The organism is Marimonas lutisalis, assembly GCF_005434965.1.
Lineage (GTDB): Bacteria > Pseudomonadota > Alphaproteobacteria > Rhodobacterales > Rhodobacteraceae > Marimonas_A > Marimonas_A lutisalis.
On sequence record NZ_SKCI01000006.1, the window covers coordinates 50,759 to 71,750 of the forward strand.

The 20,992-nt window shown below is 65.3% G+C and carries 26 protein-coding genes and 1 pseudogene; 11 read left to right on the forward strand and 16 right to left on the reverse strand.

The annotated features are described in order from the left end of the window. Positions 1–25: 25 nt before the first annotated feature. The gene (gene nusB / locus E0501_RS19650) at positions 26–466 is read left to right on the forward strand and encodes a transcription antitermination factor NusB (RefSeq protein ID WP_407943473.1); all 441 of its coding nucleotides are present in this window, start codon (positions 26–28) and stop codon (positions 464–466) included. Positions 467–498: 32 nt separating this feature from the next. Here the strand turns inward: nusB and E0501_RS19655 are convergent, their stop codons facing one another. Further along, on the reverse strand, positions 499–1,500 hold the full coding sequence (locus tag E0501_RS19655) for a polyprenyl synthetase family protein (RefSeq protein ID WP_137703121.1): 1,002 nt from the start codon (positions 1,498–1,500) through the stop codon (positions 499–501). A gap of 56 nt (positions 1,501–1,556) precedes the next feature. Between E0501_RS19655 and E0501_RS19660 the strand changes: the two genes are divergently transcribed. From E0501_RS19660 to E0501_RS19670, 3 genes are all read left to right on the forward strand, one after another. Continuing rightward, positions 1,557–1,772: a putative signal transducing protein gene (locus tag E0501_RS19660; RefSeq protein ID WP_137703122.1), complete on the forward strand. Its 216-nt coding sequence runs from the start codon at positions 1,557–1,559 to the stop codon at positions 1,770–1,772. Beyond that, the gene (locus E0501_RS19665; RefSeq protein ID WP_137703123.1) at positions 1,750–2,517 is read left to right on the forward strand and encodes a tRNA1(Val) (adenine(37)-N6)-methyltransferase; all 768 of its coding nucleotides are present in this window, start codon (positions 1,750–1,752) and stop codon (positions 2,515–2,517) included. The genes E0501_RS19660 and E0501_RS19665 overlap by 23 nt, the downstream gene beginning before the upstream one ends. A gap of 113 nt (positions 2,518–2,630) precedes the next feature. Beyond that, positions 2,631–2,804 carry a YdcH family protein gene (locus E0501_RS19670; RefSeq protein WP_137703124.1) on the forward strand — a complete coding sequence of 58 codons (174 nt, stop codon included), beginning with the start codon at positions 2,631–2,633 and terminating at the stop codon, positions 2,802–2,804. 3 nt (positions 2,805–2,807) lie between these two features. On the opposite strand, the gene yddG is transcribed toward E0501_RS19670, so the two are convergent. Together yddG and E0501_RS19680 are read right to left on the reverse strand one after the other, a co-directional pair. Then, entirely contained in the window at positions 2,808–3,668 is an 861-nt protein-coding gene (gene yddG, locus E0501_RS19675; protein WP_137703125.1) for an aromatic amino acid exporter YddG, read from the reverse strand. Next, positions 3,665–4,612, reverse strand: a complete 948-nt coding sequence (locus E0501_RS19680; RefSeq protein ID WP_137703126.1) for a transcriptional regulator GcvA — start codon at positions 4,610–4,612, stop codon at positions 3,665–3,667. Before E0501_RS19680 ends, yddG begins: the two co-directional genes overlap by 4 nt. Before the next feature lie 107 nt (positions 4,613–4,719). Here E0501_RS19680 and E0501_RS21220 point away from each other — a divergent pair, with 107 nt between their 5' ends. Further along, complete coding sequence (locus tag E0501_RS21220; RefSeq protein WP_161594671.1) at positions 4,720–4,884, forward strand: hypothetical protein; 165 nt, start codon at positions 4,720–4,722, stop codon at positions 4,882–4,884. Positions 4,885–4,887: 3 nt separating this feature from the next. Here the strand turns inward: E0501_RS21220 and phbB are convergent, their stop codons facing one another. The 4 genes and pseudogenes from phbB to E0501_RS19700 form a co-directional block, all read right to left on the reverse strand. Beyond that, on the reverse strand, positions 4,888–5,610 hold the full coding sequence (phbB, locus tag E0501_RS19685) for an acetoacetyl-CoA reductase (protein WP_137703127.1): 723 nt from the start codon (positions 5,608–5,610) through the stop codon (positions 4,888–4,890). Positions 5,611–5,729: 119 nt separating this feature from the next. Beyond that, the gene (locus tag E0501_RS19690; RefSeq protein WP_137703128.1) at positions 5,730–6,131 is read right to left on the reverse strand and encodes a hypothetical protein; all 402 of its coding nucleotides are present in this window, start codon (positions 6,129–6,131) and stop codon (positions 5,730–5,732) included. Position 6,132: 1 nt separating this feature from the next. Next, a complete protein-coding gene (locus E0501_RS19695; protein WP_137703129.1) occupies positions 6,133–7,308 on the reverse strand; it encodes an acetyl-CoA C-acetyltransferase in 1,176 nt (391 codons plus the stop codon). 147 nt (positions 7,309–7,455) lie between these two features. Next, positions 7,456–8,298 (reverse strand): annotated as a pseudogene (locus E0501_RS19700) (EAL domain-containing protein). 104 nt (positions 8,299–8,402) lie between these two features. Between E0501_RS19700 and E0501_RS19705 the strand changes: the two are divergent. Beyond that, on the forward strand, positions 8,403–8,978 hold the full coding sequence (locus tag E0501_RS19705; RefSeq protein ID WP_137703211.1) for a DNA-3-methyladenine glycosylase I: 576 nt from the start codon (positions 8,403–8,405) through the stop codon (positions 8,976–8,978). Here E0501_RS19705 and E0501_RS19710 read toward each other — a convergent pair whose 3' ends face one another. Further along, complete coding sequence (locus E0501_RS19710) at positions 8,979–9,584, reverse strand: flavin reductase family protein (protein WP_137703130.1); 606 nt, start codon at positions 9,582–9,584, stop codon at positions 8,979–8,981. 79 nt (positions 9,585–9,663) lie between these two features. Between E0501_RS19710 and E0501_RS19715 the strand changes: the two genes are divergently transcribed. Then, positions 9,664–10,146, forward strand: coding sequence for a GNAT family N-acetyltransferase (locus tag E0501_RS19715; RefSeq protein ID WP_137703131.1), 483 nt, complete (start codon positions 9,664–9,666; stop codon positions 10,144–10,146). Between the two features lie 52 nt (positions 10,147–10,198). Next, positions 10,199–10,969 carry an EcsC family protein gene (locus tag E0501_RS19720; protein ID WP_137703132.1) on the forward strand — a complete coding sequence of 257 codons (771 nt, stop codon included), beginning with the start codon at positions 10,199–10,201 and terminating at the stop codon, positions 10,967–10,969. Positions 10,970–10,978: 9 nt separating this feature from the next. On the opposite strand, the gene ptsP is transcribed toward E0501_RS19720, so the two are convergent. The 7 genes from ptsP to E0501_RS19755 all read right to left on the reverse strand — a co-directional run bounded on the left by ptsP (position 10,979) and on the right by E0501_RS19755 (position 17,503). Beyond that, a complete protein-coding gene (ptsP, locus tag E0501_RS19725; RefSeq protein WP_137703133.1) occupies positions 10,979–13,231 on the reverse strand; it encodes a phosphoenolpyruvate--protein phosphotransferase in 2,253 nt (750 codons plus the stop codon). A gap of 129 nt (positions 13,232–13,360) precedes the next feature. Further along, positions 13,361–13,870: a hypothetical protein gene (locus E0501_RS19730; protein WP_137703134.1), complete on the reverse strand. Its 510-nt coding sequence runs from the start codon at positions 13,868–13,870 to the stop codon at positions 13,361–13,363. A gap of 57 nt (positions 13,871–13,927) precedes the next feature. Further along, positions 13,928–15,166, reverse strand: coding sequence for an aspartate kinase (locus E0501_RS19735; protein WP_137703135.1), 1,239 nt, complete (start codon positions 15,164–15,166; stop codon positions 13,928–13,930). Positions 15,167–15,324: 158 nt separating this feature from the next. After that, complete coding sequence (locus tag E0501_RS19740; protein ID WP_235857919.1) at positions 15,325–15,777, reverse strand: SgcJ/EcaC family oxidoreductase; 453 nt, start codon at positions 15,775–15,777, stop codon at positions 15,325–15,327. After that, positions 15,774–16,418 carry an SDR family NAD(P)-dependent oxidoreductase gene (locus E0501_RS19745; protein ID WP_137703137.1) on the reverse strand — a complete coding sequence of 215 codons (645 nt, stop codon included), beginning with the start codon at positions 16,416–16,418 and terminating at the stop codon, positions 15,774–15,776. Before E0501_RS19745 ends, E0501_RS19740 begins: the two co-directional genes overlap by 4 nt. 91 nt (positions 16,419–16,509) lie before the next feature. Continuing rightward, on the reverse strand, positions 16,510–16,950 hold the full coding sequence (locus E0501_RS19750) for a DUF1178 family protein (protein WP_137703138.1): 441 nt from the start codon (positions 16,948–16,950) through the stop codon (positions 16,510–16,512). 61 nt (positions 16,951–17,011) lie between these two features. Continuing rightward, positions 17,012–17,503, reverse strand: a complete 492-nt coding sequence (locus E0501_RS19755; protein WP_235857920.1) for an NUDIX hydrolase — start codon at positions 17,501–17,503, stop codon at positions 17,012–17,014. Positions 17,504–17,686: 183 nt separating this feature from the next. Here E0501_RS19755 and modA point away from each other — a divergent pair, with 183 nt between their 5' ends. The 3 genes from modA to modC are packed head-to-tail and all read left to right on the forward strand — an operon-like array spanning position 17,687 to position 20,216. Continuing rightward, the gene (modA, locus tag E0501_RS19760; RefSeq protein WP_137703139.1) at positions 17,687–18,439 is read left to right on the forward strand and encodes a molybdate ABC transporter substrate-binding protein; all 753 of its coding nucleotides are present in this window, start codon (positions 17,687–17,689) and stop codon (positions 18,437–18,439) included. Next, positions 18,439–19,128 (forward strand): molybdate ABC transporter permease subunit, encoded by a 690-nt coding sequence (modB, locus tag E0501_RS19765; protein ID WP_137703140.1) that lies wholly within the window; start codon positions 18,439–18,441, stop codon positions 19,126–19,128. Before modA ends, modB begins: the two co-directional genes overlap by 1 nt. Continuing rightward, on the forward strand, positions 19,125–20,216 hold the full coding sequence (gene modC, locus E0501_RS19770) for a molybdenum ABC transporter ATP-binding protein (RefSeq protein ID WP_137703141.1): 1,092 nt from the start codon (positions 19,125–19,127) through the stop codon (positions 20,214–20,216). Before modB ends, modC begins: the two co-directional genes overlap by 4 nt. On the opposite strand, the gene E0501_RS19775 is transcribed toward modC, so the two are convergent. Next, the gene (locus E0501_RS19775; protein ID WP_137703142.1) at positions 20,207–20,992 is read right to left on the reverse strand and encodes a hypothetical protein; all 786 of its coding nucleotides are present in this window, start codon (positions 20,990–20,992) and stop codon (positions 20,207–20,209) included. The genes modC and E0501_RS19775 overlap by 10 nt on opposite strands.

A 20,992-nucleotide genomic window follows, 5' to 3' on the forward strand; every position in this document is an offset into this window, starting at 1 on the left:
GCTCTCGGGCAATCAGAAGCGCAAGATGAAATCGGCATCGCGGCTTTATGCCGTGCAGGCGCTGTATCAGATGGAGCAATCGGGCCAGACGGTCGAGGCGGTGATCACCGAGTTCGAGGATTACCGCTTTGGCGCCGAGTATGACGAGGGTGAGATGATCGAGGGCGATGTCAATCTCTTCCGCCAGATCATGGACAATGCGGTCAACTACCAGGCGCCCATCGACCAGATGACAGACCGCGCCCTGGTGGCGAAATGGCCGATCAACCGGATTGATCCCACCCTGCGCGCGCTTTTCCGCGCCGCCGGGGCGGAACTCACGCAAACCACGACGCCGCCCAAGGTGGTGATCACCGAATATGTCGATGTCGCCCGCGCCTTCTTCCCCGAAGGCAAGGAAGCGCAATTCGTGAATGCCGTGCTGGACCACATGGCGCGCGAGGCCAAACCCGAAGCGTTCAGCTAGGCCGTAGGGTGGGGTTTCACCCCACCATCCCGTCAGGAAATCCGCGCCACCACGTAATCGGCCAGATCGCGCAGCATGTCGCGCACGTCATGCGCGGGCAGCTGCTCCAGCGCCGCCTTGGCCTTGCCGGCCCACATCAGCGCATCGTCCCGCGTGGCCTCGATCGTGCCGTGCTTGTCGAGCAGCGCCATGGCGTGTTCAAGGTCGCCCTCGCGCTGGTCGCCCTTCTCGATCGTGCGCTGCCAGAAGGCGCGCTCTTCGGCATCGGCCTTCGCAACCGCCTTGATCACCGGAAGGGTCAGCTTGCGCTCGCGGAAATCGTCGCCCAGGTTCTTGCCAGTGGCCGAGGTGTCGCCAGCATAATCCAGCAGGTCATCGACGATCTGGAAAGCGATGCCCAGCGCATCGCCGTAGTCGTAAAGCGCCTGCACCTGCGGCTCGGGGGCGCCGGCAATCACGCCGCCCACTTCCGTCGCCGCCGAAAACAGCGCCGCCGTCTTGCCGCGGACGACCTGCAGGTAAATGCCCTCATCGGTGCGCAGGTCCTGCGCCGCGGTCAGCTGCAGCACCTCGCCCTCGGCAATTGTGGCCGAGGCATCCGACAGGATGCGCAGGACCCGCAGGTTGCCGGTGTCGGTCATCAGCTGGAACGCGCGCGAAAACAGGTAATCGCCGACCAGAACGCTTGATTTGTTGTCCCACAGCAGGTTCGCCGTGGGCCGCCCGCGCCGCTGGGCGCTTTCATCCACGACGTCGTCATGCAGCAGCGTCGCGGTGTGGATGAACTCGACCGTCGCGGCCAGATGCACGTGGTAGGGGCCGCCATAGCCGCAGATATCCGCCGCCGCCAGCGTCAGCATCGGGCGCAGGCGCTTGCCGCCGGCTTCCACCAGGTGCGCTGTCACCTCGGGAATGCGCGGCGCGTGCTTGCTTGCCATGCGTTCGCGGATCAACGTGTTCACGGCGTCCATCTCGGCGCTCAGATGCGCCGCCAGCCGTTCATGCGGTTTGCTGACCATCTGATCCACGGCCATCACACTCCCGTTCGCAAGGCTCGACAAATGCCGGGCCATGCCCTTATGTCCCCATCATGAAACAGCTCCTGCGCACCAATGACCCGACCATAATCGCCTTCGCCAAGGCGCTGCTTCAGGGCGAGGGTATAGCGGCCTTTGAAATGGACGTAAACATGAGCGTTCTGGAAGGTTCGATCGGTATTCTGCCGCGCCGCCTGATGGTGCCGTCGGACGATTTCGATGCGGCGCTGCGCGTGATGCACGACAATGGCATCGACACCGATGGATGATCTGACCTGCGACAGGTTCCTGGGCGGGCGGCTACAGCTTTACCAGCCGCGCAAAGGCTATCGCGCCGGGGTCGATCCGGTGTTGCTGGCGGCATCCGTGAATGCACAGCTCGGGCAATCGGTGCTCGATATGGGCTGCGGGGCAGGGGCGGCGGCGCTGTGCCTCGGGGCGCGTGTGCCCGGGCTCACGCTGGTCGGGCTCGAACTTCAACCATCCTTCGCGGCCCTGGCCCGCCGCAACAGTGCTGAAAACGACATCCCGTTCGAGGTGGTCGAGGGCGATCTCGCCGCGATGCCTGCCATATTGAAATCGCGGCGGTTCGATCACGTGATCATGAACCCGCCCTACTTCGACCGCAGCTCAGGCACCGCCGCGCCGGATGGGGCCCGCGAAACCGCGCTCGGGGGGCCCACGCCGCTCTCGGCCTGGATCGACGCCGCCGCGCGCCGGCTCGTGCCGAAGGGGTACCTGCATCTCATCCAGCGCGCCGACCGCCTGCCCGAGATCCTCGCGGCCGCGCGCGACAGGCTCGGGTCGCTTCAGCTCCTGCCGCTGATTCCCCGACCCGGACGCGACAGCCAATTGGTGATCCTGCGCGCCCGCAAGGAGGGTCGCGCGGCCTTTCGCCTGCATGCCGGGCTGGTCATGCATGACGCCCCGCTGCACGATGGCGACCGCGAAAATTACAGCGAAGACATTCGCTTGGTGCTGCGTGACGGCGCGGCGCTGCCTTTTCCCGGCTGAAATCTTACCTACATCTCAAAGTGTATCCGCGAATTGGATACGGATCATGCGTGACAGGTCGCAAATTTTGTGCTGCACTTGTTACATGGCTTTTACATGAGAGGAGGATGCCAATGAGCTTGAGTTCGCATGTCGAGGAACTGAAGAAGAAACACCAGACCCTCTCGGACAAGGTCGAAGCGCTTCAGCGCGCGCCCGGGACCTCGGACGCCGAGATTGCCGAACTGAAAAAGCAGAAGTTGCGGATCAAGGAAGAGATCGCCCGCCTCGACGTGGCGGCGGAATAAGGCTCAGCCTGTCATGCTGGCGCGCGCGGCCAGAGCCGCGCCGCCGGTAATCAACAGGGCCGAAACGGCAAGAACCCAGCTTGGCGCGGCAATGCCGGCCAGGACAAGGATCAGTGTAGACAAGAGCGGCGCCGCATAGGACGCGACGCCGAGAAGCTGGATATCGCCGCGCTTCACGCCGATGTCCCAGACGTAGAAGGCTAGGCCAACCGGCCCAAGGCCCAGGCCCAGCGCCGAGGCCCAGCCCAGCGTTTCTTTGGGCCATACCGTTTCTTCCATCGTCATGTGCAACCCGGCGGACAGCACCGCCGTGGCCAGGCAGAACACCGCCACGGTTTCCGTTGGCGCATGGCCCAATCGGCGCGACAGAACCGAGTATCCCGACCACGTCAGCGCACAGCCCAGCGCCAGAAGGTAGCCGGGCAGGGCCCCGCCGGAAAACCCCGCGCCACCACCGATGATCAGTGCCGCGCCTGCAAACCCCATCACCGCGCCGAAAAAATGCCCCGCGCGCAGCCGCTCGCCCGGCAGCAGCCCGGAAAACAGCACGATCAGCAACGGCCAGAGATAGGCAATCAGCCCCGCCTCGGCGGGCGGTGCCAGCCGCAGCGCGCTGAAATACAGCGCGTGATAACCAAAAAGCCCCAGCGTACCAAAGACATAGACGCGCCATCCGATGCCGCGCAGCTTGCCCCAACCGCCGGTGGCAAAGGTCCAGATCACGCCAATTGCCCCGCCGATGGCAAAACAGATCGCGTTCAGCAGAAGGGGCGGCGTCGGCGCGCTGCCCACCGTCAGAAGCGCCAGCAACGCCCATAGAAGGACGGCGACAAAGCCAATGGCCGTGGCTGTGGACCGGGTCATGGGGAAGGGATGTCCTCGACAGGGATGATGGTCAGGCGCTCGGAGATAAACGCGGTTTTCTCGATCTCCGCAAGCACCCAGTCGCGGAACGCGGCGATGCGCGGTTGCGTCTCTGCGCCTTCGCGGCACAGGAACCGGAACCGCGCCTTCGATTCCAGTGCCACGCCATAGGGCGCGACCAGGCGGCCATCGGCGATTTCCTTCAGGACCATTGCCCGCCGCCCCAGAACCACGCCGGCACCTGCCACGGCGGCATCGACAGCATGGTCAGCCTGGGAAAAATGCGGGCCATGCTTTGGCACAAAATTCACCCCCACGGCGCGAAACCACGTCGGCCAGTCGCAGGGCGGATCCAGGAAGTCGATCGAATCGTCGAACATCAACGGTGCCCCTGTCAGGCTTTCGGGTGTCGGGTATTTTTCAGCCAGTTCCGGTGTCATCACCGGCGTCACCCATTCGCGGCGCAGCGGTACAGCATAAAGCCCCGGATCGGGGCCGTAACCAAAGCGGATCGCCACATCGATTTCGTCTCTCTCGAAATCCATGCGGCGCAGACTGGCGGCAAACCGCAGGTCGATGTCGGGATGGGCGCGGGCAAACTCGTAGATGCGTGGCGCCAGCCATTTGGCGGTAAAGGCCGGTCCTGCCGTCAACGTCAGTGTTGTGCTGTCCAGCACCCGCTGCGCGGCCCGCCATGCGGCCACCAGCGTCTCGAACCCGTCCTTCGCACCCGGTGCCAGCGCGCGGCCGGCCTCGGTCAGTTCCACGCGGCGGGTCAGCCGCCGGAACAGCGGTGCGCCCAAGTGCTCTTCGAGTGACTTGATCTGGAATGACAGTGCCGCCGGGGTCACATGCAACTCGGCCGCAGCCTGGGAAAATGACATGTGACGGGCAGCGGCATCAAAGGCGCGCAAGGCGGTCAGGGGTGGAAGGCGGTCGCTCATATGATTAAGAATTTCTTGCCCATGGAAGCAATAAGTCTCGTTTGTTCTTTCTTTACAGGGAAAATATGTTGAACGCATAGGAAATTCTGAACGAAATGAGGTTCGCCATGCTGGAAACTGCAACCACCGGAGAAATGCAATCGCATTATGCCCGCGCCCATGCCGCGCGGGCTGAGGCCTTCCGCGCGGTCGTGGCCGTGCTGACGGGTCTGCTGAGCGTCAAAATGAAAGGGCCGCGCCTCGCGGCACGGCCCCTCGATGCATGTGCCTGAGGTTCAGACGAAGAACTGACCGCCATTCGCGGAAATCGTGCTGCCGTTGATGAACCCGGCATCGTCCGATGCCAGGAACACGACGCAGCGGGCAATCTCTTCCGGCTCGCCCAGGCGGCCGGTCGGGATTTGCGCGATGATCGAGTCACGCACCTTTTCCGGAACCGCCATCACCATGTCGGTGGCGATATAGCCCGGGCAGATCGCGTTGGCGGTGATGCCCGCGCGTGCACCTTCCTGGGCCAGCGATTTGACGATACCCAGGTCGCCGGCCTTGGTGGCGGCATAGTTGACCTGGGCGAACTGACCTTTCTGGCCATTGATCGACGAAATCACGATCACCCGGCCGAACTTGCGCTCGCGCATGCCGGGCCAGACAGGGTGCACGGTGTTGAACACGCCGGTCAGGTTGGTGTCGACGACCTGGTGCCACTGTTCGGGCGTCATCTTGTGGAAAGGCGCGTCGCGGGTGATGCCGGCGTTGGCCACCACCACGTCGATCGGGCCCAGGTCGGCCTCGACCTTCTCGATGCCCGCTTTCGATTCGTCATAGTCGGCCACGTTCCACTTGTAGGTCTTGATGCCGGTTTCCTCGGTGAACTTGGCCGCGGCTTCGTCATTGCCGGCATAGGTGGCCGCCACCTCATAGCCTGCGCCTTTCAAAGCCTTCGAAATGGCCGCGCCAATCCCGCGCGATCCGCCGGTGACCAATGCAACTCTACCCATGATGTTCCTCCAGAATCTCGTGTTGTGTTGGTAATGCTGTTACTCAGTTTGCCGCCAGTGCGCAACATTATTGCGCAAAGAAAATGCTGCGTCGCGGCAGATTTTGCGCCTTTTCCCTCTCACCGGTCCACAATCCCTCGCGAACGGCCCAGCGCGCGACAGTAGTCGAGCCAGTCGGCATTGTTGCGAATCTCCAGCAGGTTGGCGAAACGCCCGTCCCATTTGCTGGTCAGGCGCGTGGTCTCCTCTTCCAGGTGGGATTTCGGATCGCGCCGCCCCTCTCGCCTTGCTTGCGCCAGCGCTTCCACGCGAAAGCGTTGCGCGTTCTCCTGCAATTCGGGGATCTCGGGGCGGGACATCGCGCCGCGTCGTGCGCCTTCCGTTGCGATTTCCTCGTAGATCACCGCGCATTCGGTCAGGCTGGTCGAGATCGGCTGGCGGTTCTGGGCTGTGCCCGCATTGGCCCCGGCAAGGCCGAAAGAAAGGGCGGCCGCGATGGCCCGGGCCGCCCTTCTGTTCATCTTACGGGCGCTCGACGCACATGGCCACGCCCATGCCGCCGCCGATGCACAGAGTCGCCAGGCCTTTCTTGGCGTCGCGGCGCTTCATCTCGAACAGCAGGGTGTTCAGGATGCGTGCGCCGGAGGCGCCGATCGGGTGGCCGATGGCAATCGCGCCGCCGTTCACGTTCACGATCGCCGGATCCCAGCCCATGTCCTTGTTCACCGCGCAGGCCTGGGCGGCAAAGGCTTCGTTCGCCTCGACCAGTTCCAGGTCCTCGGGCTTCCAGCCGGCCTTTTCCAGGGCCTTGCGGCTGGCATAGATCGGGCCCACGCCCATGATCGTCGGGTCAAGGCCGACCGTGGCATAGGAAACAATCCGCGCCAGCGGCTCGATCCCGCGCTTCTCGGCATTCTCGGCGCTCATCAGCAGGACGCCGGCAGCGCCGTCGTTGATGCCGCTCGCGTTGGCCGCCGTCACGCTGCCATCCTTGGTAAAGGCCGGGCGCAGCTTGGCCATCGCGTCCATGGTGGCGCCGTGGCGGATGTATTCATCCTTGTCGACCACGATATCGCCCTTGCGCGTCTTCACGGTGAAGGGGATCACTTCGTCGTCGAACTTGCCTGCCTTCTGAGCGGCTTCGGCCTTATTCTGGCTGGCGACGGCGAACTCGTCCTGCATGTCGCGGTTGATCTGCCACTTCTCGGCGACATTCTCTGCCGTCTGGCCCATGTGATAGCCGTTGAAGGCATCCCACAGACCGTCCTTGATCATGCTGTCGATGTATTTCATGTCGCCCATTTTCACGCCTGCGCGCAGATGCGCGACATGCGGGGAGAGCGTCATGTTCTCTTGGCCGCCGGCGGCCACGATATCGGCATCGCCCAGCTGGATGTGCTGTGCGCCCAGCGCTACCGCGCGCAGGCCCGATCCGCAGACCTGGTTGATGCTCCAGGCGGCGCTTTCGATCGGCAGGCCAGCGTTGATATGGGCCTGGCGGGCGGGGTTCTGGCCCTGGCCGGCGGTCAGCACCTGGCCCAGGATGGTTTCTGACACGTCGGCCTTGTCGATCCCGGCGCGCGCGACCAGCGCCTCCAGAACGGCGGTGCCCAGGTCATGGGCGGGCGTGTTGGCAAACGCTCCGTTGAACGAGCCTACGGCGGTGCGGGCCGCGGAGGCGATAACGACATTGGTCATGGGCGAAGTCCTCTTCCCTGGGTGGGGCAGGGGCGCGCATCAGGCCCGTCTGGCCGGCGCATCCCCCACCGCCTTCGCGCTGTGCATAGCGGATTTGCCGCGCTGCGGCAACTCTCGGTATGCCTTTGCATGCGCGGCATTGCGCCGTCAGGCGCTGGCGCGGGCCCGGGGCGCGTCCTGCCAGGGCGGGCGCACTGTCGGCGCAGCGAAAAAATAGCCCTGCAGGCAATCCACCCCGATGGTCGCCAGATAGGCCGCATCCTCGGCATTTTCGACAAACTCGGCCACGGTGAACATGTCGAATTGCTGCGCCACGGCGACCAGGGCCCGGGTCAGCACCTAGTTGTCGGGATTGGCGTGGATGCCACGGATGAACTGCCCGTCGATCTTCAGGAGATCGAACATGAAATCCCGTAGGTAGCGGAACGAGGTCTGCCCCGCCCCGAAATCATCCAGCGCAAAGCTGATCCCCTTGCGCCCCAGCTCGCTCATGAAGCTGACCACCAGCTCGGGCACCGTCATGGCCGAGCTTTCGGTGATCTCCAGGATCAGCCGCTCGCCCACCGTGGGGTCACGCTGCAATCCCCGGCGCAGGGTGCGCATCCATTTCTCGTAGCCGATCGAGCGCGCCGACATGTTCACCGACAGGCGCAGCGCCGGTTCTTCGGCCAACGCGCGCAGCCCTTTCTCCAGCGCGATGCAATCCAGCAGGCGCCCTGTTTCGGTTTCCTCCACCCGGGTAATGAACTCGCGCGCGGGGATGACGCGGCCGGAGGTGTCCTGCACGCGGATCAGAGCCTCGTAGAATGCCACGTGATCGGTTCGGCCCGCCTGCACCACCGGCTGGTAGGCCAGCAACACCCGCTTGCGCCGCACCGCATCCTCGACCATCTCCATGGTCGATCGGTTCCGCGTGGTCACGGCATAGCTCAGCGGGTCCTCATGGCCGGCGGGAATGTCGGCCCAGGTCTTCCGGTTTCGGCGCTGCATCCGCTCCTCCGTATCGGTTGGGTGCAGTCTTGCAGCGGATTTGCTAAAACCCGGTTAAACGCGGCCCGCGCACCCGAAGGCGGCCGATCATGAAAGGAGCGCGTATGGAGCGTTGCGGCTGGGCCGGGCCCGATCAGATCTATCTCGACTACCACGATACCGAGTGGGGCGTGCCCGAATGGGACAGCCGTGCGCTCTGGGAAAAGCTGATCCTCGATGGTTTTCAGGCCGGGCTCAGCTGGATCACCATCCTGAAAAAGCGCGAAAACTTCCGCGCCGCCTTTCAGGGCTTCGATCCCCACAAGATCGCAACCTGGGACGAGTCCGATGTTCAGCGCCTGCTGGCAGATCCCGGCATCATCCGCCACCGCGGCAAGATCGAGGCCACCATAGGCAATGCCCGCGCCTGGGCCGAGATCGAGGCCGGCGAGGGCTTCGACCGGTTCCTGTGGTCCTATGTCGATGGCGCGCCGATCCAGAATCGCTGGTCCACTCTGGCCGAGGTGCCGGCCGAAACCGCCCTGTCGAAACAGGTTTCCAAGGACCTCAAACAGGCGGGGTTCAAGTTCTGCGGCCCCACCATCGTCTATGCCTTCATGCAGGCCGTGGGCATGGTCAACGATCACCTGGTCACCTGTCCCCGCCACGGCCCCTGCGCCGCGCTTGCGGCGCAGCCCTGATCAGTCGTCGGGCCGGGCCAGCGTGAACGTCTCGGTCACCACCGAGTAGTCCCGGTATCCCAGCCGCGCAAGCGGGGTAAAGCGCGTGACGTCGAACATGCCGTCGACGATGCAATCGTCGCGCATGTGAATGCCCGTGACCGTGCCGAAACAGACGTAATTCGCCTCGCCTTCGATCTTTACGATCTGGGTCATCTTGCATTCCATCGACGCTGGCGCATCCTTGACACGCGCGCAGGCGATGGTTTCGCACTCGGCGCGTTCCAGCCCGGCATGATCGAACTCGGACTGGTCGGCGGGCAGGGTCTTGGAACTGGCGTTCATCGCGTCCGTCATTCCCTGAGCCACGATATTCACGCAAAACACGCCCGTTTCGCGGATATTGGCCAGGCTGTCCTTGGTGCCCTCGCGATCCTCTTTCACGCCGGTGGTGGCGAACATCACCTGTGGCGGCGTGTAGGCGCAGCCATTGAAGAACGAATAGGGCGCCAGGTTGTCCACCCCATCGCTGCCCCGGGTCGAGATCCAGCCGATCGGACGGGGCACGATCAGGGCGTTGAACGGGTTGTGGGGCAGGCCGTGGCCGTCTTCGGGTCTGTAGAACATGTCGCGCGTTTCCTTATCCGTTTGATCCGTCTCTACCCCCGTGCTAGGGGCGATTCCACCCCGGGAGTGAGGATTTGCGGTGTTCGAGCTTTTGCCTGAAAGCGCCGAGGACTGGTGGGAGGTCGAAGCGCTCTATGACCTGTGCTTTGCGCCGGGGCGCACGGCGTTGTCGTCCTACCGCCTGCGCGATGGCGTCGATCCCGTGCCGGGCCTGTCGCTGGTGGCGCGCGAAGACGGCATCCTCGCGGGCGCGATCCGCTTCTGGCCGGTGCGTATCGGTGCGGCGCACGCCCTGCTTCTGGGGCCGGTGGCGGTGCACCCCACCCACCAGGGCGAAGGGCTGGGCGGCCTCCTCATTCGTGAAAGCCTCGAAATCGCAAGGAAAAGCGGCTGGCAGCGGGTCATGCTCGTGGGCGACGCACCCTATTACGGGCGGTTCGGCTTCACCCGGCTGTCCGGGGTTGAAATGCCGCCGCCCACCAACCCCGCGCGCGTTCTTGGGCTTGCTCTCACCCCCGGCGCCTGGGACGGGATCACCGGCAAAGTCACCCGCGACGCTTGAAACCATGTCGCCCGTTGGCAATCTCTTAAGGCAGGTTTTGCAAAGGTGATGCATGGAAATTCTCGAAATCCCGCCCGCTGATCTTGATGTCGAGGGCCAGCTCGATGCGCTGGCCCAGCGCTATCGTGGGGCCGGGGGCGCGGGTCTGCAATTGCTCAACCTCATCGGCGGGCAGGCCGAATCTCTGCTCGACCGCCTGCCCGAAAACATCCGCACCCAACTGGACGCTCAGACCGAACGGGCGCTGCGTCTGGCGCTGCGCACCGCGCGCGACTCGCGCGGGGTAGTGCGCGATCAGCCGGGTTGGCTCAATACCGCCGTCACCACCGCGATGGGCGCGGCGGGCGGCATGGGCGGGTTGCCCTCGGCATTGGCGGAACTGCCGGTCACCACAACCATCCTTCTACGCGTGATCCAGGGCATCGCCGTCGAACACGGTTTCGATCCGCACGAAGAGGGCGTTGAATTCGATTGCCTGCAGGTCTTTGCCGCCGCCGGCCCGCTCGAAGCCGACGATGGCAGCGATCTCGCCTTCATCTCCACCCGCATGATCGTAACAGGCCAGGCCTTGCAGGCGCTTATTGCCCGCGTGGCGCCGCGCCTTGGCGTGGTGCTGGGGCAGAAACTCGCCGCGCAATCGGTGCCGGTGCTGGGCGCCGTGGCCGGCGCGGCCACGAACTATGCCTATACCAACTATTATCAGGAAATGGCGCATGTGCATTTCGGCCTGCGCCGGCTGGCCATCACCGCCGACCGCGATCATGCCGAATTGGTTGAAGAGCTGCGCCTGCGGGTGGAACCGCCCAAGGTCAACCGCGCCTGAAGGGCGGGTTCAGGAAAGCACCCCGTTTTTTCTCAGATACGCCTCAACCGCCGGGCGCACCGACTGATCGCCGTGGTCCCGTGCGGCGTGAATGATTTCGCGCAGTTCGGCCAGGTTTGTCCGGCGGATCGCGTTCTTGACCGGCCCGATCGAGGCCGGCCGCATCGACAGCGCGCGCAGCCCGATCGCGGCAAAGCACAGCGCCTCGACAGGCCGTCCCGCATCCTCGCCGCAGAAACTCAGCGGCGTATCGTGTTCCGCACAGCGCTCCACGATCCGTTCGATCAGGCTCAGGAAACTCACGTTCAGCGTGTCATAGCGCCGCCGCACGCGCTCGTTCTCGCGGTCGGCGGCAAAGAAGAACTGCTTCAGGTCATTGCCCCCGATCGACAGGAAACCGACTTCCTTGAAGAACTTGTCCGGTGCAAAGGCCAGGCTGGGCGTCTCCAGCATCGCCCCCACTTCCAGCCATTCGGGGATCGGGTGGCCCAGGATGCGCTCGCGCTCCAGCGCCTTGTCCATCTCGGCACATGCGGCATCATATTCCTCGCGCTGGGCGATGAAGGGAAACATCACGCTCAGCGGCCGGCCCGCCGCCGCGCGCAACAACGCCTGCAATTGCATCCGCATCACGCCGGGCTTGTCCAGGCCCACGCGGATCGCGCGCCAGCCCAGGGCCGGGTTGGGCTCGTCCTGCGGCTTCATGTAGGGCAGCACCTTGTCCGACCCGATATCGAGCGTGCGGAACACCACCCGCTTGCCATGCGCCGCATCCAGCACCCGCGCGTAAAGCGCCGACAATTCGCTGCGCTTGGGCATCTGGTTGCGTACCAGGAATTGCAGCTCGGTGCGGAACAGGCCCACGCCCTCGGCCCCGGAACTGTCCAGTGACGGCAGATCGGCCATAAGCCCCGCATTCATCTGCAGCGCTATGGTTTCGCCATCAAGGCTTGTCGCCGGCTTCTCGCGGATCGAGGCATAGCGCTCCAGCGCCTGCGCCTGCATCGCCATCTTGTCGCGAAAGGCGCTGACCACGGTTTCGTCGGGGCGCAGATGCACAACGCCCTGATCGCCATCCACCATGATGTGATCGCCGTTCAGCGCCTCGGTGGTGATCCGCCCGGCATGAATGACCAGCGGAATCGCCAGCGCACGCGCCACGATTGCCGCGTGCGATCCGACCGAGCCCTCCTCCAGCACGATGCCCTTAAGGCTGCGCCCGTAATCCAGCAGCTCCGCCGGGCCGATATTGCGCGCGATCAGGACCGGGTTCTCGGGTATCTCGGCGCCGGTTTCATTGCCCTGTCCCGTCAGGATGCGCAGCAGGCGGTTTGAAAGGTCATCCAGATCGTGCAGACGCTCGCGCAGATAGGCATCGTTAACCTGTGCCATCCGCGCCCGTGCGGTCGATTGCTCTTTTTCCACCGCCGCCTCGGCGCTCAGGCCTCGGCTGATGTCCTCTTCCATCCGGCGCAGCCAGCCCTTCGAGTTGGCGAACATCCGGTAGGCTTCCAGCACCTGCACCTGGTCGCTGTCACCGCCGCGCGCGCCTTCCAGCATCTCGTCGACGCTCACCCGCAGCGATTCCACCGCCTCGTGCAGCCGCTCCAGCTCGCGATGCGGGTCGTCGGCAATCGGGTTGGTGACCACCACGCGGGGCTCGTGCAGCCAGACATGGCCCTCGGCCGCGCCTTCCTGCCCGGTGCCGCCGCGGATCATCACCGGCTGGGTGTGGCGCGCCTTCAGCGCCGCGCCTTCGCCAACGAAGGCGCCCAGCTCGGCCATCTCGGCCAACACCATGGCAACAACTTCCAGCGCTTCGATCTCGTCGGGTGAAAACTCGCGCTTGGCCTTCGACTGCACGACCAGAACACCCAGCTTCTCGCCCAGCCGCTGGATCGGCACGCCCAGGAAGGACGAATAGATCTCTTCGCCCGTCTCGGGCATGTAGCGGAAGCCACGCTCCGACGGCGCATCGGCGGTGTTGATTATACGCCCGGTGCGGGCCACCCGGCCCACCAGGCCCTCGCCCAGCCGCATCCGGGTTTCGTGCACGGCGCTGGGGTTCAGGCCCTCGGTCGCGCACAGTTCCAGCGTTTCCTCGTCGCGGAACAGGTAAACCGAACACACCTCGCAATGCATTTCCTCGGCGATCAGCCCGGTGATCTTGTCCAGACGTGCCTGGCCCGCGCTGTCCTCGGCCATGACCCCGCGCAGGCGGCCCAGCATCTGCCGGCTGTCAGTAAGGCTCTTGTCGGACATGAATGTCGTCTTCCCCCGGGGCTCCGCGCATGGGCACACTGTTATCCATCATAGATCACAGCCATATGGCAAGGGAAACGGGTTTCTCGCCTCAGGCGGGAAACACGGTGTGAAATGCCACGTTTCGCGTCAGTTGCGCGCCGGGGGTGATGCCGTGTCAGGGGCGTCTTTCCGGCTTTCGCGGCGTTTGGCGCGGGTCAGAAGATCGCCCAGAAATGCGCCCAGAAGCAGCGACAGCACCAACAGGCCCAGCCCGATATCAAGCAGGTCGCGCCCGGCCATGATCACCGCGATGACATCGTGCAGCACCCACAGGATCAGCCCGGCAACCGTCAACGTCACGGCATCCGAGAACCTTTCATACGACCTGTCGCTGGCCAGGTGGCGGCCAAACCCGCGGCTCAGCCGCTCGGCCAGTTGGTCAAAGGCGAGCCCGCGCAGCGCAAACCCCAGAAGCCCCACCGGGAACAGCACCATGTAAAGCCCCAGCAACAGCCGTTGTTCGGGAGCGACCAGCACATAAACCGACAGGACCGCGATCAACGCGATCGAGGCGCCCAGGGCGGCCTGTTCGATTTGCGTGTGCTTTGAGGCCCATTTGCCGCGTCTCGGCATCTGGCTTCGGGGGGCGGGTGACATCGGCAGCGTCTCCGGTTTGATCGGTCCAAAGACTATTGCCGAAAATCTTGGCGGAAATTAGGCAGCTTTTTCCAATTCGAACGCGTCATGCAGCGCCTGAACGGCCAGCTCCATGTATTTGCGGTCGATCAGCACGCTGATCTTGATCTCCGAGGTGGCGATGACCTTGATGTTGATGCCCTCGTCGCTCAGCGTCTTGAACATCTTCGCCGCGACGCCCGATTGCGAGCGCATGCCGATGCCCACGGCCGATATCTTGGCCACGTCGGTGTCGGCGATCAGGTCGTGGAAGTTGATCTCGCCGCGGTCCTTCGCCCCGTTCAGCGCCTGTTCGGCCCGTTTCACCTGGTCGGTGGGGCACGAGAAGGTCATGTCGGTGCGGCCTTCCTCGGCGATGTTCTGGATGATCATGTCCACGTTCACGCCGGCCTCGCTCAGCGGGCCGAAGATGGCCGCGGCGATCCCGGGGCGGTCCGCGACCGACACGAGCGTCATTTTCGCCTCGTCGCGGCTATAGGCGATCCCGTTGACGACTTTCGATTCCATGATGTCCTCCTCGGCACAGACCAGCGTGCCCGCCTCATCGGATTGTTCCTCGAAACTGCTCAGCACGCGCAGCTTCACGTTATAGCGCATCGCCAGCTCGACCGAGCGGGTCTGCAGCACCTTCGCGCCCAGGCTTGCCAGCTCCAGCATTTCCTCGAAGGCGATCTTGTCAAGCTTGCGTGCCTTGTCGCAGATCCGCGGGTCGGTCGTGTAAACGCCGTCCACGTCGGTGTAGATGTCGCAGCGCTCGGCCTCGAAAGCGGCGGCAAAGGCCACCGCGGTCGTATCGCTGCCGCCCCGGCCCAGCGTGGTGATGCGGCCCTCGGGGCTCACACCCTGGAACCCGGCGATCACCGCCACGCGCATGCCCTCGTCGAACTTGGCGCGGATGTTTTCCGGCGGAATGTCCTCGATCCGGGCCTGGCTGTGCGCGCTGGTGGTCTTCACCGGCACCTGCCAGCCCTGCCAGCTGCGCGCCGGGATATCCATCTCCTGCAGCGTCAACGCCATCAGGCCCGCGGTGACGTTTTCACCGGAACTGACCACCGCGTCGTATTCGCGCGCGTCATAAAGTGGCGAGGTCTCGTTGACCCAGCCCACCAGCTCGTTGGTCTTGCCGGCCATGGCGCTCACGATGACGATCACGTCATAGCCCTTGGCCACCTCGACACCCACGCGCTTGGCCGCCCGCCGGATCCGGTCCAGCGTGGCCACCGACGTGCCGCCGAATTTCATCACGAGAACGGGCATACGCCTTCCCCATCTTCAATTGCCAGCGCGGTTTATGCCGTAACCCGCCCAAGAGCAAGACGGCTATACCGCCGCAGGCCCGCGCCTTTCATCTTGCCTGAAATACTCCGGGGTCCGGGGCAGCGCCCCGGTCGGCAGCCGAGGGAGCGGACCGCCCGCTAGCGCCGGTAATCGGCCGGACGCATCATATCGGTGCGCGCCAGCGTTTCCGCGCCGTCGATGATGTCGGTGTTCTGTGCGGCCACGACCGGCCAGCCGCCGTCGCGCCGTTCGGCCACGAAGGTCAGGATCGTGCGCCGCGCGCCGCCCTCGCTCCCGTCGGGCAGGGTCTGCCCGCACAGCGTGAACCGGCACTGCACCACGGCCACATCGTCGCCGACACGCTTCACCCGCACCGTGCCCGGGCTCAGCGTGCTTTGCGCGAAAATCACCCGCAGGCCATAGTCATGCGCGCGCTCGATCGCCGCGCGGTCATGCCACCACAATCCCACGACGTTGACGAACTCCGCGTCCTTGGCAAAAAGCGCGGCCAGCGCCTGCGCATCCCGCGCCATCCAGGCCCGTGCGAAATCGTGCGGAATGTTCTCGGGGTGCTCCGCGTAGCCGCTCAAAACGGATGCACCCGCCCGTCCCATGTCAGAAACTCGCCGGTGCTGGCCACCGACAGCGCGTCGAACCGCGTCATCAGCCCGTCGCGCGCCTCGTCCACACCGATATCCGCCGCGCCGCCACCCATGTCGGTGCGCACCCAGCCGGGGTGATAGATGCCCACGGCGATGCCCAGGTCCTTCAGGTCCACCGCCAGGTTGCGGCCCAGGTTCAGCGCCGCCGCCTTCGACGCGCGATAGATATAGGACCCGCCCGGCGCCTTCTCGTCGCTGGCCATCTGGCTGGATATGATGGCGATCTTTGCGCCCTCGGCCATCTGCAGGTTGGGCAGCAGCGCCTGGATCGTCAGGAACACGCCGGTCACGTTCACTGCGAACGTGTCGGCCCACATCTGCGCCGGATAGCCATCGGCCAGGCTCTGGCCCTTGTCGGCATAGATCCCGGCATTGCAGATCAACAGGTCCACCGGCTTGCCGTCCAGCGCCTGCGCAAGGCCCGCAAACGCGGCGGGCTCGGCCACGTCCAGTGCCAACCCGGTCGATCCGTCGCGCGAGGTCGCGCGCACATCGTCGCCACGTGCCGCATAGCCCTCGGCCAGTGCCTTCCCGATCCCCCGGTTCGCGCCTGTAATCACCACATGCATGTCTGTTCTCCGCCCTAAGCTGCGTTTTCATGCACACCTTAGCCCCGGCCGGCGCCGCGCGGTAGGGTGGGTTTTCAACCCACCATTCCGATCAGTTCGATTTACGCCCCGGGCGGAAGGGCAGGGGCGCAACCGGAATGCCCTCTTCCAGCAGTTTGCGGGCATCCTCGGCCTTGGCCTCGCCATAGATCGCGCGTTCCGGGGCGTCGCCGTCATGCATGGCGCGCGCCTCGCGGGCGAATTCCATGCCGACATATTCGGAATTGGCCTCGACATGCGCTTTCAGCTCGGCCAGCGCCTGCTCGGCCGGGCTCGCCGGGGCCGACAACGGGCGTTCTTGCGGCTCTTCGGCCCGGACCTTCTTGCGGGCGGTGCTGACCCGTGGCGCCATCACGGCCTTTTCCACGTCGGTGCCGCCGCAGACGGCACAGGCCACGTGGCCCGCCGCGCGCAGCTTGTCAAAGGCATCTGCCGATTGGAACCAACTCTCGAACTTGTGGCCCTCGGCGCATTTCAAGGAAAACTGGATCATGGTCATGGTTTCCGAAAGGACTGGATATACATAACCATCCCGCGTCCGCGCGCAAGATATCTCACTGTTTGAGAAGTTTCGGATCGAAGGTTTTCAGGATCTGCGCCAGCTCCGGCTCGCTCACCTTGGCCGCAGCCTTTTTCGGCGAAAACCACTTGCGCCGCCGCTGCCCGGCCTCGGGAAACTCCTGGGCCAGCGCCTTCACCTTCACCGGATAGACCAGCGCCACGATCGGCAGGCTCTTCTTGCCGTCCATCATCTTCGAGTAGGAAAACAGCCCGATGCAGCGCTCGATCACCTTGCCCTGCACGCCGGCCTCTTCCCAGGCTTCCTGCAGGGCGGCTTCACCAGGCGTGGCGCCATGCATCGGCCAGCCCTTGGGCACGATCCAGCGATGCGACCCGCGGCTGGTGATCAACAGGATTTCGGGCTTGCCGTTGTTGATGCGATAGCAAAGCGCGGCAAACTGGCTGCGCACATCCGTCTTGTGCGCGCTCTTCAGCTTCAGGGGGAGCTGTTTGATCGTCTGCAGCGTCATCTTGCGCCGATCCATGCCCGAATTTCTTTTCTTACAACTATGCCTTTTGGTGGATTTTTCCAGTTTTTCCCTGTTCTGGCAATGAAATAACCACAGGATGTGGCCCCGGGCGCACGAAAACTGGGCACATTTTGCGCCTTTCGGTGCGCGCCTGCGCCCTCTTGCGTGGTGGGGTGCCTTCCATGATAGTCGCCGCCGATGAAAGTTCTGTGTCACACCCTTCTAGCACTTGTCCTGCTGACCGGCGCCGCGCTCGCCGATGCGCCTGCGCGAGTGACCGTTTTTGCGGCCGCCAGCCTCCGCGATGCGCTCGATGCCGTGGCCGAAAGCTACGATGGTGCGCGGATCGTCGCCTCCTACGGCGGCAGCGCCGCTATGGCGCGACAGGTGGCCCAGGGCGCCCCCGCTGATCTGGTGATCCTGGCCAATCCGCAATGGATGGACTGGCTCGAAGGGCAGGGCGTTCTGATGCCCGACAGCCGGCGCGATCTGCTCGGCAACCGGCTGGTGCTGATCGGCCCTGCGGGGGCCGCGCCGCTCGACGCATCGGAACAGGCCATGCTGGCCCGTCTCGGCGATGGCCGGTTGGCCCTGGGGCAGGTCAACGCCGTACCCGCCGGCATCTACGCCAGGGCCTGGCTCGAAAGCGCTGGCCTCTGGCCCGCGCTCGCGCCCCACCTCGCCGAAACCGAGAACGTCCGCGCCGCGCTGGCGCTGGTGTCGCGCGGCGAGGCGCCATTGGGCGTCGTCTATGCCTCCGACGCGCAGGCCGATCCCGGCGTTTCCGTGCTTTATGACATTCCCGCCGACAGCCACCCGCCCATCACCTATCCCGCGGCCCAGGTCTCAGACAGTCCCGCCGCGGCGGCCTTGCTTGCCTATCTCTCCGGCCCGCAGGCAGCAGTTATCTTTGCTGCGCATGGCTTCACGCCGCTCGGGGTTGCACAGTGATGCTCGGCCCCGAGGAACTCGCGGCGCTGACACTCTCGCTCAAGGTTTCGCTCTGGGCGGTTCTCGTCGCCTTGCCGCTTGCAATCCTCACGGCCTGGGCCCTTGCGCGCCGCAGCTTCTGGGGCAAGCCGGTGCTCAGCGCGCTGGTGCACCTGCCGCTGGTGCTGCCGCCGGTCGTCACCGGCTACCTGCTGCTTCTGACCTTCGGGCGCAACGGTCCGGCCGGCGCCTTTCTCGAAAACGCGTTCGGCCTCGTCTTCGCCTTCCGCTGGACCGGCGCGGCGCTGGCCGCCGGGATCATGGGTTTCCCGCTCATGGTGCGCGCCATCCGGCTTGCGTTCGAGGCGGTCGATCCCAAGCTGGAACAGGCCGCCGCCACGTTGGGCGCTGGCCGTGCGCGGGTGTTTTTCACCGTGACCCTGCCGCTCATCGCGCCCGGCGTGCTGGCGGGCGCCGTGCTAGGCTTTGCCAAGGCACTGGGCGAATTTGGCGCCACCATCACCTTTGTCGCCAACATCCCCGGCGAAACCCAGACGCTGCCCTCGGCGATCTACGCCTTCCTGCAGGTGCCGGGCGGCGAACCGGCCGCGCTCCGCCTTGTCGCGCTCGCGCTCATCGTCGCTGTGGGCGCAGTGTTGATGTCCGACTGGCTTGGCCGCCGCGTTGCCGACAGGATCGCCGGCAAATGACGCTGACCCTGGATATCCGCCAGCGCCTCGGCGCCTTCACGCTTGAGGCCGCGTTTCAGGCGGGGCCGGGTGTCACCGCGCTTTTCGGGGCGTCGGGGGCTGGTAAATCCTCGATCGTCAACGCCATCGCCGGCCTCTCGCGCCCCGATGCCGGGCGCATCGCCTTCGCTGGCAGCGATCTCTTCAATGCCGAAACGGGAACGCATCTTCTAGCTCACCACCGCCGCGTGGGCGTGGTGTTTCAGGACAACCGGCTTTTCCCGCATTTCTCGGTCGCCCAGAACATCCGCTATGGCGCGCGGCTCGCGGGGGGCGTGGATGCGGCGCAGGAAAGCCGCATCACCGATCTGCTGGGCATCACCGCGCTGATGAACCGCCGCCCCGGAGCGCTCTCGGGCGGTGAAAAATCCCGCGTCGCGCTGGCCCGTGCGCTGCTGATGCGTCCGCGCCTGCTCTTGATGGATGAACCGCTTGCCGCGCTCGATGGCCCGCGCAAAGAGGAGATTCTGCCCTATCTCGAACGCCTGCGCGATCAGGCCGGCCCGCCCATCCTCTACGTATCGCATTCCGTGGCCGAGATCGCCCGCCTGTCCGACCATATCGTGATGCTCGATCAGGGCCGGGTCCTGCGCGCCGGTCCGGCCCAGGACCTACTCTCCGATCCCGCCCTGATGCCCCAGTTCGGCATCCGCGAGGCGGGCGCGATCCTCACCGCGACGGTCGAAGCGCATGCGCCTGACGGGCTCAGCCGGTTGCGTATCTCCGGCGGCGCGCTCTGGGTCATGGGCGTCGGCGCCCCGGTGGGCACCCGTCTGCGGCTGCGCCTGCTCGCTTCCGACATCATCCTTGCCGCCGAGGCCCCCCGCGCCATCTCGGCGCGCAACGTGCTGCCGGTCACGGTCGAGACGGTTCAGCAGGGGCACGGGCCCGGTGCCGCCGTGTCGCTGCGCTGTGGCGAAGACCGCCTGCTTGCACGCATCACCTCGCGCGCCGTGGCTGAAATCGGCCTCGAACCCGGCCGCGACTGTTTTGCCATCCTCAAGGCCACCGCGATTGCGCGCAGCGATATCGGCTCGGTTCAGGCCTGACGCCCGCGCAGCGCCGACAGCCCGGCCAGCCACGGCACCGCCGCCGCCAGCCCCACCAGCGTGCCGCCGCCGGCCCCCAGCACCGGAAAGGCCGCGGCCACCACCAGCGCATAGATCACCAGCGTCGTCAGCCCGATCGGATAGCTCTTGACCATCGTCACCACCGGCGCCCGCCCATGGCGTGCGTGCAGGATCAGAAGCAGCGGAAAGGCCACCACCGGGAACCCGGCTAGCAGCCCTGACCAGACCGGCCCCACCAGGCCCGCGATCCCGGTGATCAGCAGCACGGTCGCGGCTGCCATCCCGGCCCGGATCGCCACCTCCAGCGGGCCCAGCCGCGCCTGCCTCGCGATCCGCACATCCGCCATCTGCCGCAGGGCCCACCAGACCAGTGCCAGCACCGCGCAGGTAATCGCGACAGACAGCAGAACACCCGGCATCAAACCGCGCATCACCGCCGCCACGCCCAGGAACGCAACCGTGGCGATCGCGCCCGCCCAAATCGCCGCGATCCATCCGGTGCCTCTTGCCACCGCCGCATAGGCCAGCGCCAGAACCGCGTTGGCCGACAGCCCGCCGATGGCGGCAAAAGCGGCCTCCCGGCCGAACTCCGGCCCCTGCTCCAGGGTCACGAAAAACAGGATGATCGCCAGGCCCAGCGGAAAGCCCGCCAGAATCCCGGCCAGCCGCGGGCTCACGTGCTCGGCCACCCAGGCCAGCCCCAGAACGGCGACCAGCGTAACCGCGATCTTGATCAGAAGAAGCGTGGACAGCAC

What these genes read in the sequence shown, in the direction of transcription:
- E0501_RS19660 (WP_137703122.1), top strand. Translation starts at nt 1,557, where the DNA reads ATGAAACAGCTCCTGCGCACCAATGACCCGACCATAATCGCCTTCGCC.
- E0501_RS19730 (WP_137703134.1), bottom strand. Translation starts at nt 13,870, where the DNA reads ATGTCACCCGCCCCCCGAAGCCAGATGCCGAGACGCGGCAAATGGGCC.
- yddG (WP_137703125.1), bottom strand. Translation starts at nt 3,668, where the DNA reads ATGACCCGGTCCACAGCCACGGCCATTGGCTTTGTCGCCGTCCTTCTA.
- E0501_RS19655 (WP_137703121.1), bottom strand. Translation starts at nt 1,500, where the DNA reads ATGGCCGTGGATCAGATGGTCAGCAAACCGCATGAACGGCTGGCGGCG.
- phbB (WP_137703127.1), bottom strand. Translation starts at nt 5,610, where the DNA reads ATGGGTAGAGTTGCATTGGTCACCGGCGGATCGCGCGGGATTGGCGCG.
- E0501_RS19705 (WP_137703211.1), top strand. Translation starts at nt 8,403, where the DNA reads ATGGAGCGTTGCGGCTGGGCCGGGCCCGATCAGATCTATCTCGACTAC.
- E0501_RS19720 (WP_137703132.1), top strand. Translation starts at nt 10,199, where the DNA reads ATGGAAATTCTCGAAATCCCGCCCGCTGATCTTGATGTCGAGGGCCAG.
- modB (WP_137703140.1), top strand. Translation starts at nt 18,439, where the DNA reads ATGCTCGGCCCCGAGGAACTCGCGGCGCTGACACTCTCGCTCAAGGTT.
- E0501_RS19695 (WP_137703129.1), bottom strand. Translation starts at nt 7,308, where the DNA reads ATGACCAATGTCGTTATCGCCTCCGCGGCCCGCACCGCCGTAGGCTCG.
- E0501_RS19665 (WP_137703123.1), top strand. Translation starts at nt 1,750, where the DNA reads ATGGCATCGACACCGATGGATGATCTGACCTGCGACAGGTTCCTGGGC.
- nusB (WP_407943473.1), top strand. Translation starts at nt 26, where the DNA reads ATGAAATCGGCATCGCGGCTTTATGCCGTGCAGGCGCTGTATCAGATG.
- E0501_RS19690 (WP_137703128.1), bottom strand. Translation starts at nt 6,131, where the DNA reads ATGAACAGAAGGGCGGCCCGGGCCATCGCGGCCGCCCTTTCTTTCGGC.
- E0501_RS19710 (WP_137703130.1), bottom strand. Translation starts at nt 9,584, where the DNA reads ATGTTCTACAGACCCGAAGACGGCCACGGCCTGCCCCACAACCCGTTC.
- E0501_RS19745 (WP_137703137.1), bottom strand. Translation starts at nt 16,418, where the DNA reads ATGCATGTGGTGATTACAGGCGCGAACCGGGGGATCGGGAAGGCACTG.
- E0501_RS21220 (WP_161594671.1), top strand. Translation starts at nt 4,720, where the DNA reads ATGCTGGAAACTGCAACCACCGGAGAAATGCAATCGCATTATGCCCGC.
- E0501_RS19755 (WP_235857920.1), bottom strand. Translation starts at nt 17,503, where the DNA reads ATGGATCGGCGCAAGATGACGCTGCAGACGATCAAACAGCTCCCCCTG.
- ptsP (WP_137703133.1), bottom strand. Translation starts at nt 13,231, where the DNA reads ATGTCCGACAAGAGCCTTACTGACAGCCGGCAGATGCTGGGCCGCCTG.
- E0501_RS19750 (WP_137703138.1), bottom strand. Translation starts at nt 16,950, where the DNA reads ATGATCCAGTTTTCCTTGAAATGCGCCGAGGGCCACAAGTTCGAGAGT.
- modC (WP_137703141.1), top strand. Translation starts at nt 19,125, where the DNA reads ATGACGCTGACCCTGGATATCCGCCAGCGCCTCGGCGCCTTCACGCTT.
- E0501_RS19735 (WP_137703135.1), bottom strand. Translation starts at nt 15,166, where the DNA reads ATGCCCGTTCTCGTGATGAAATTCGGCGGCACGTCGGTGGCCACGCTG.
- modA (WP_137703139.1), top strand. Translation starts at nt 17,687, where the DNA reads ATGAAAGTTCTGTGTCACACCCTTCTAGCACTTGTCCTGCTGACCGGC.
- E0501_RS19680 (WP_137703126.1), bottom strand. Translation starts at nt 4,612, where the DNA reads ATGAGCGACCGCCTTCCACCCCTGACCGCCTTGCGCGCCTTTGATGCC.
- E0501_RS19670 (WP_137703124.1), top strand. Translation starts at nt 2,631, where the DNA reads ATGAGCTTGAGTTCGCATGTCGAGGAACTGAAGAAGAAACACCAGACC.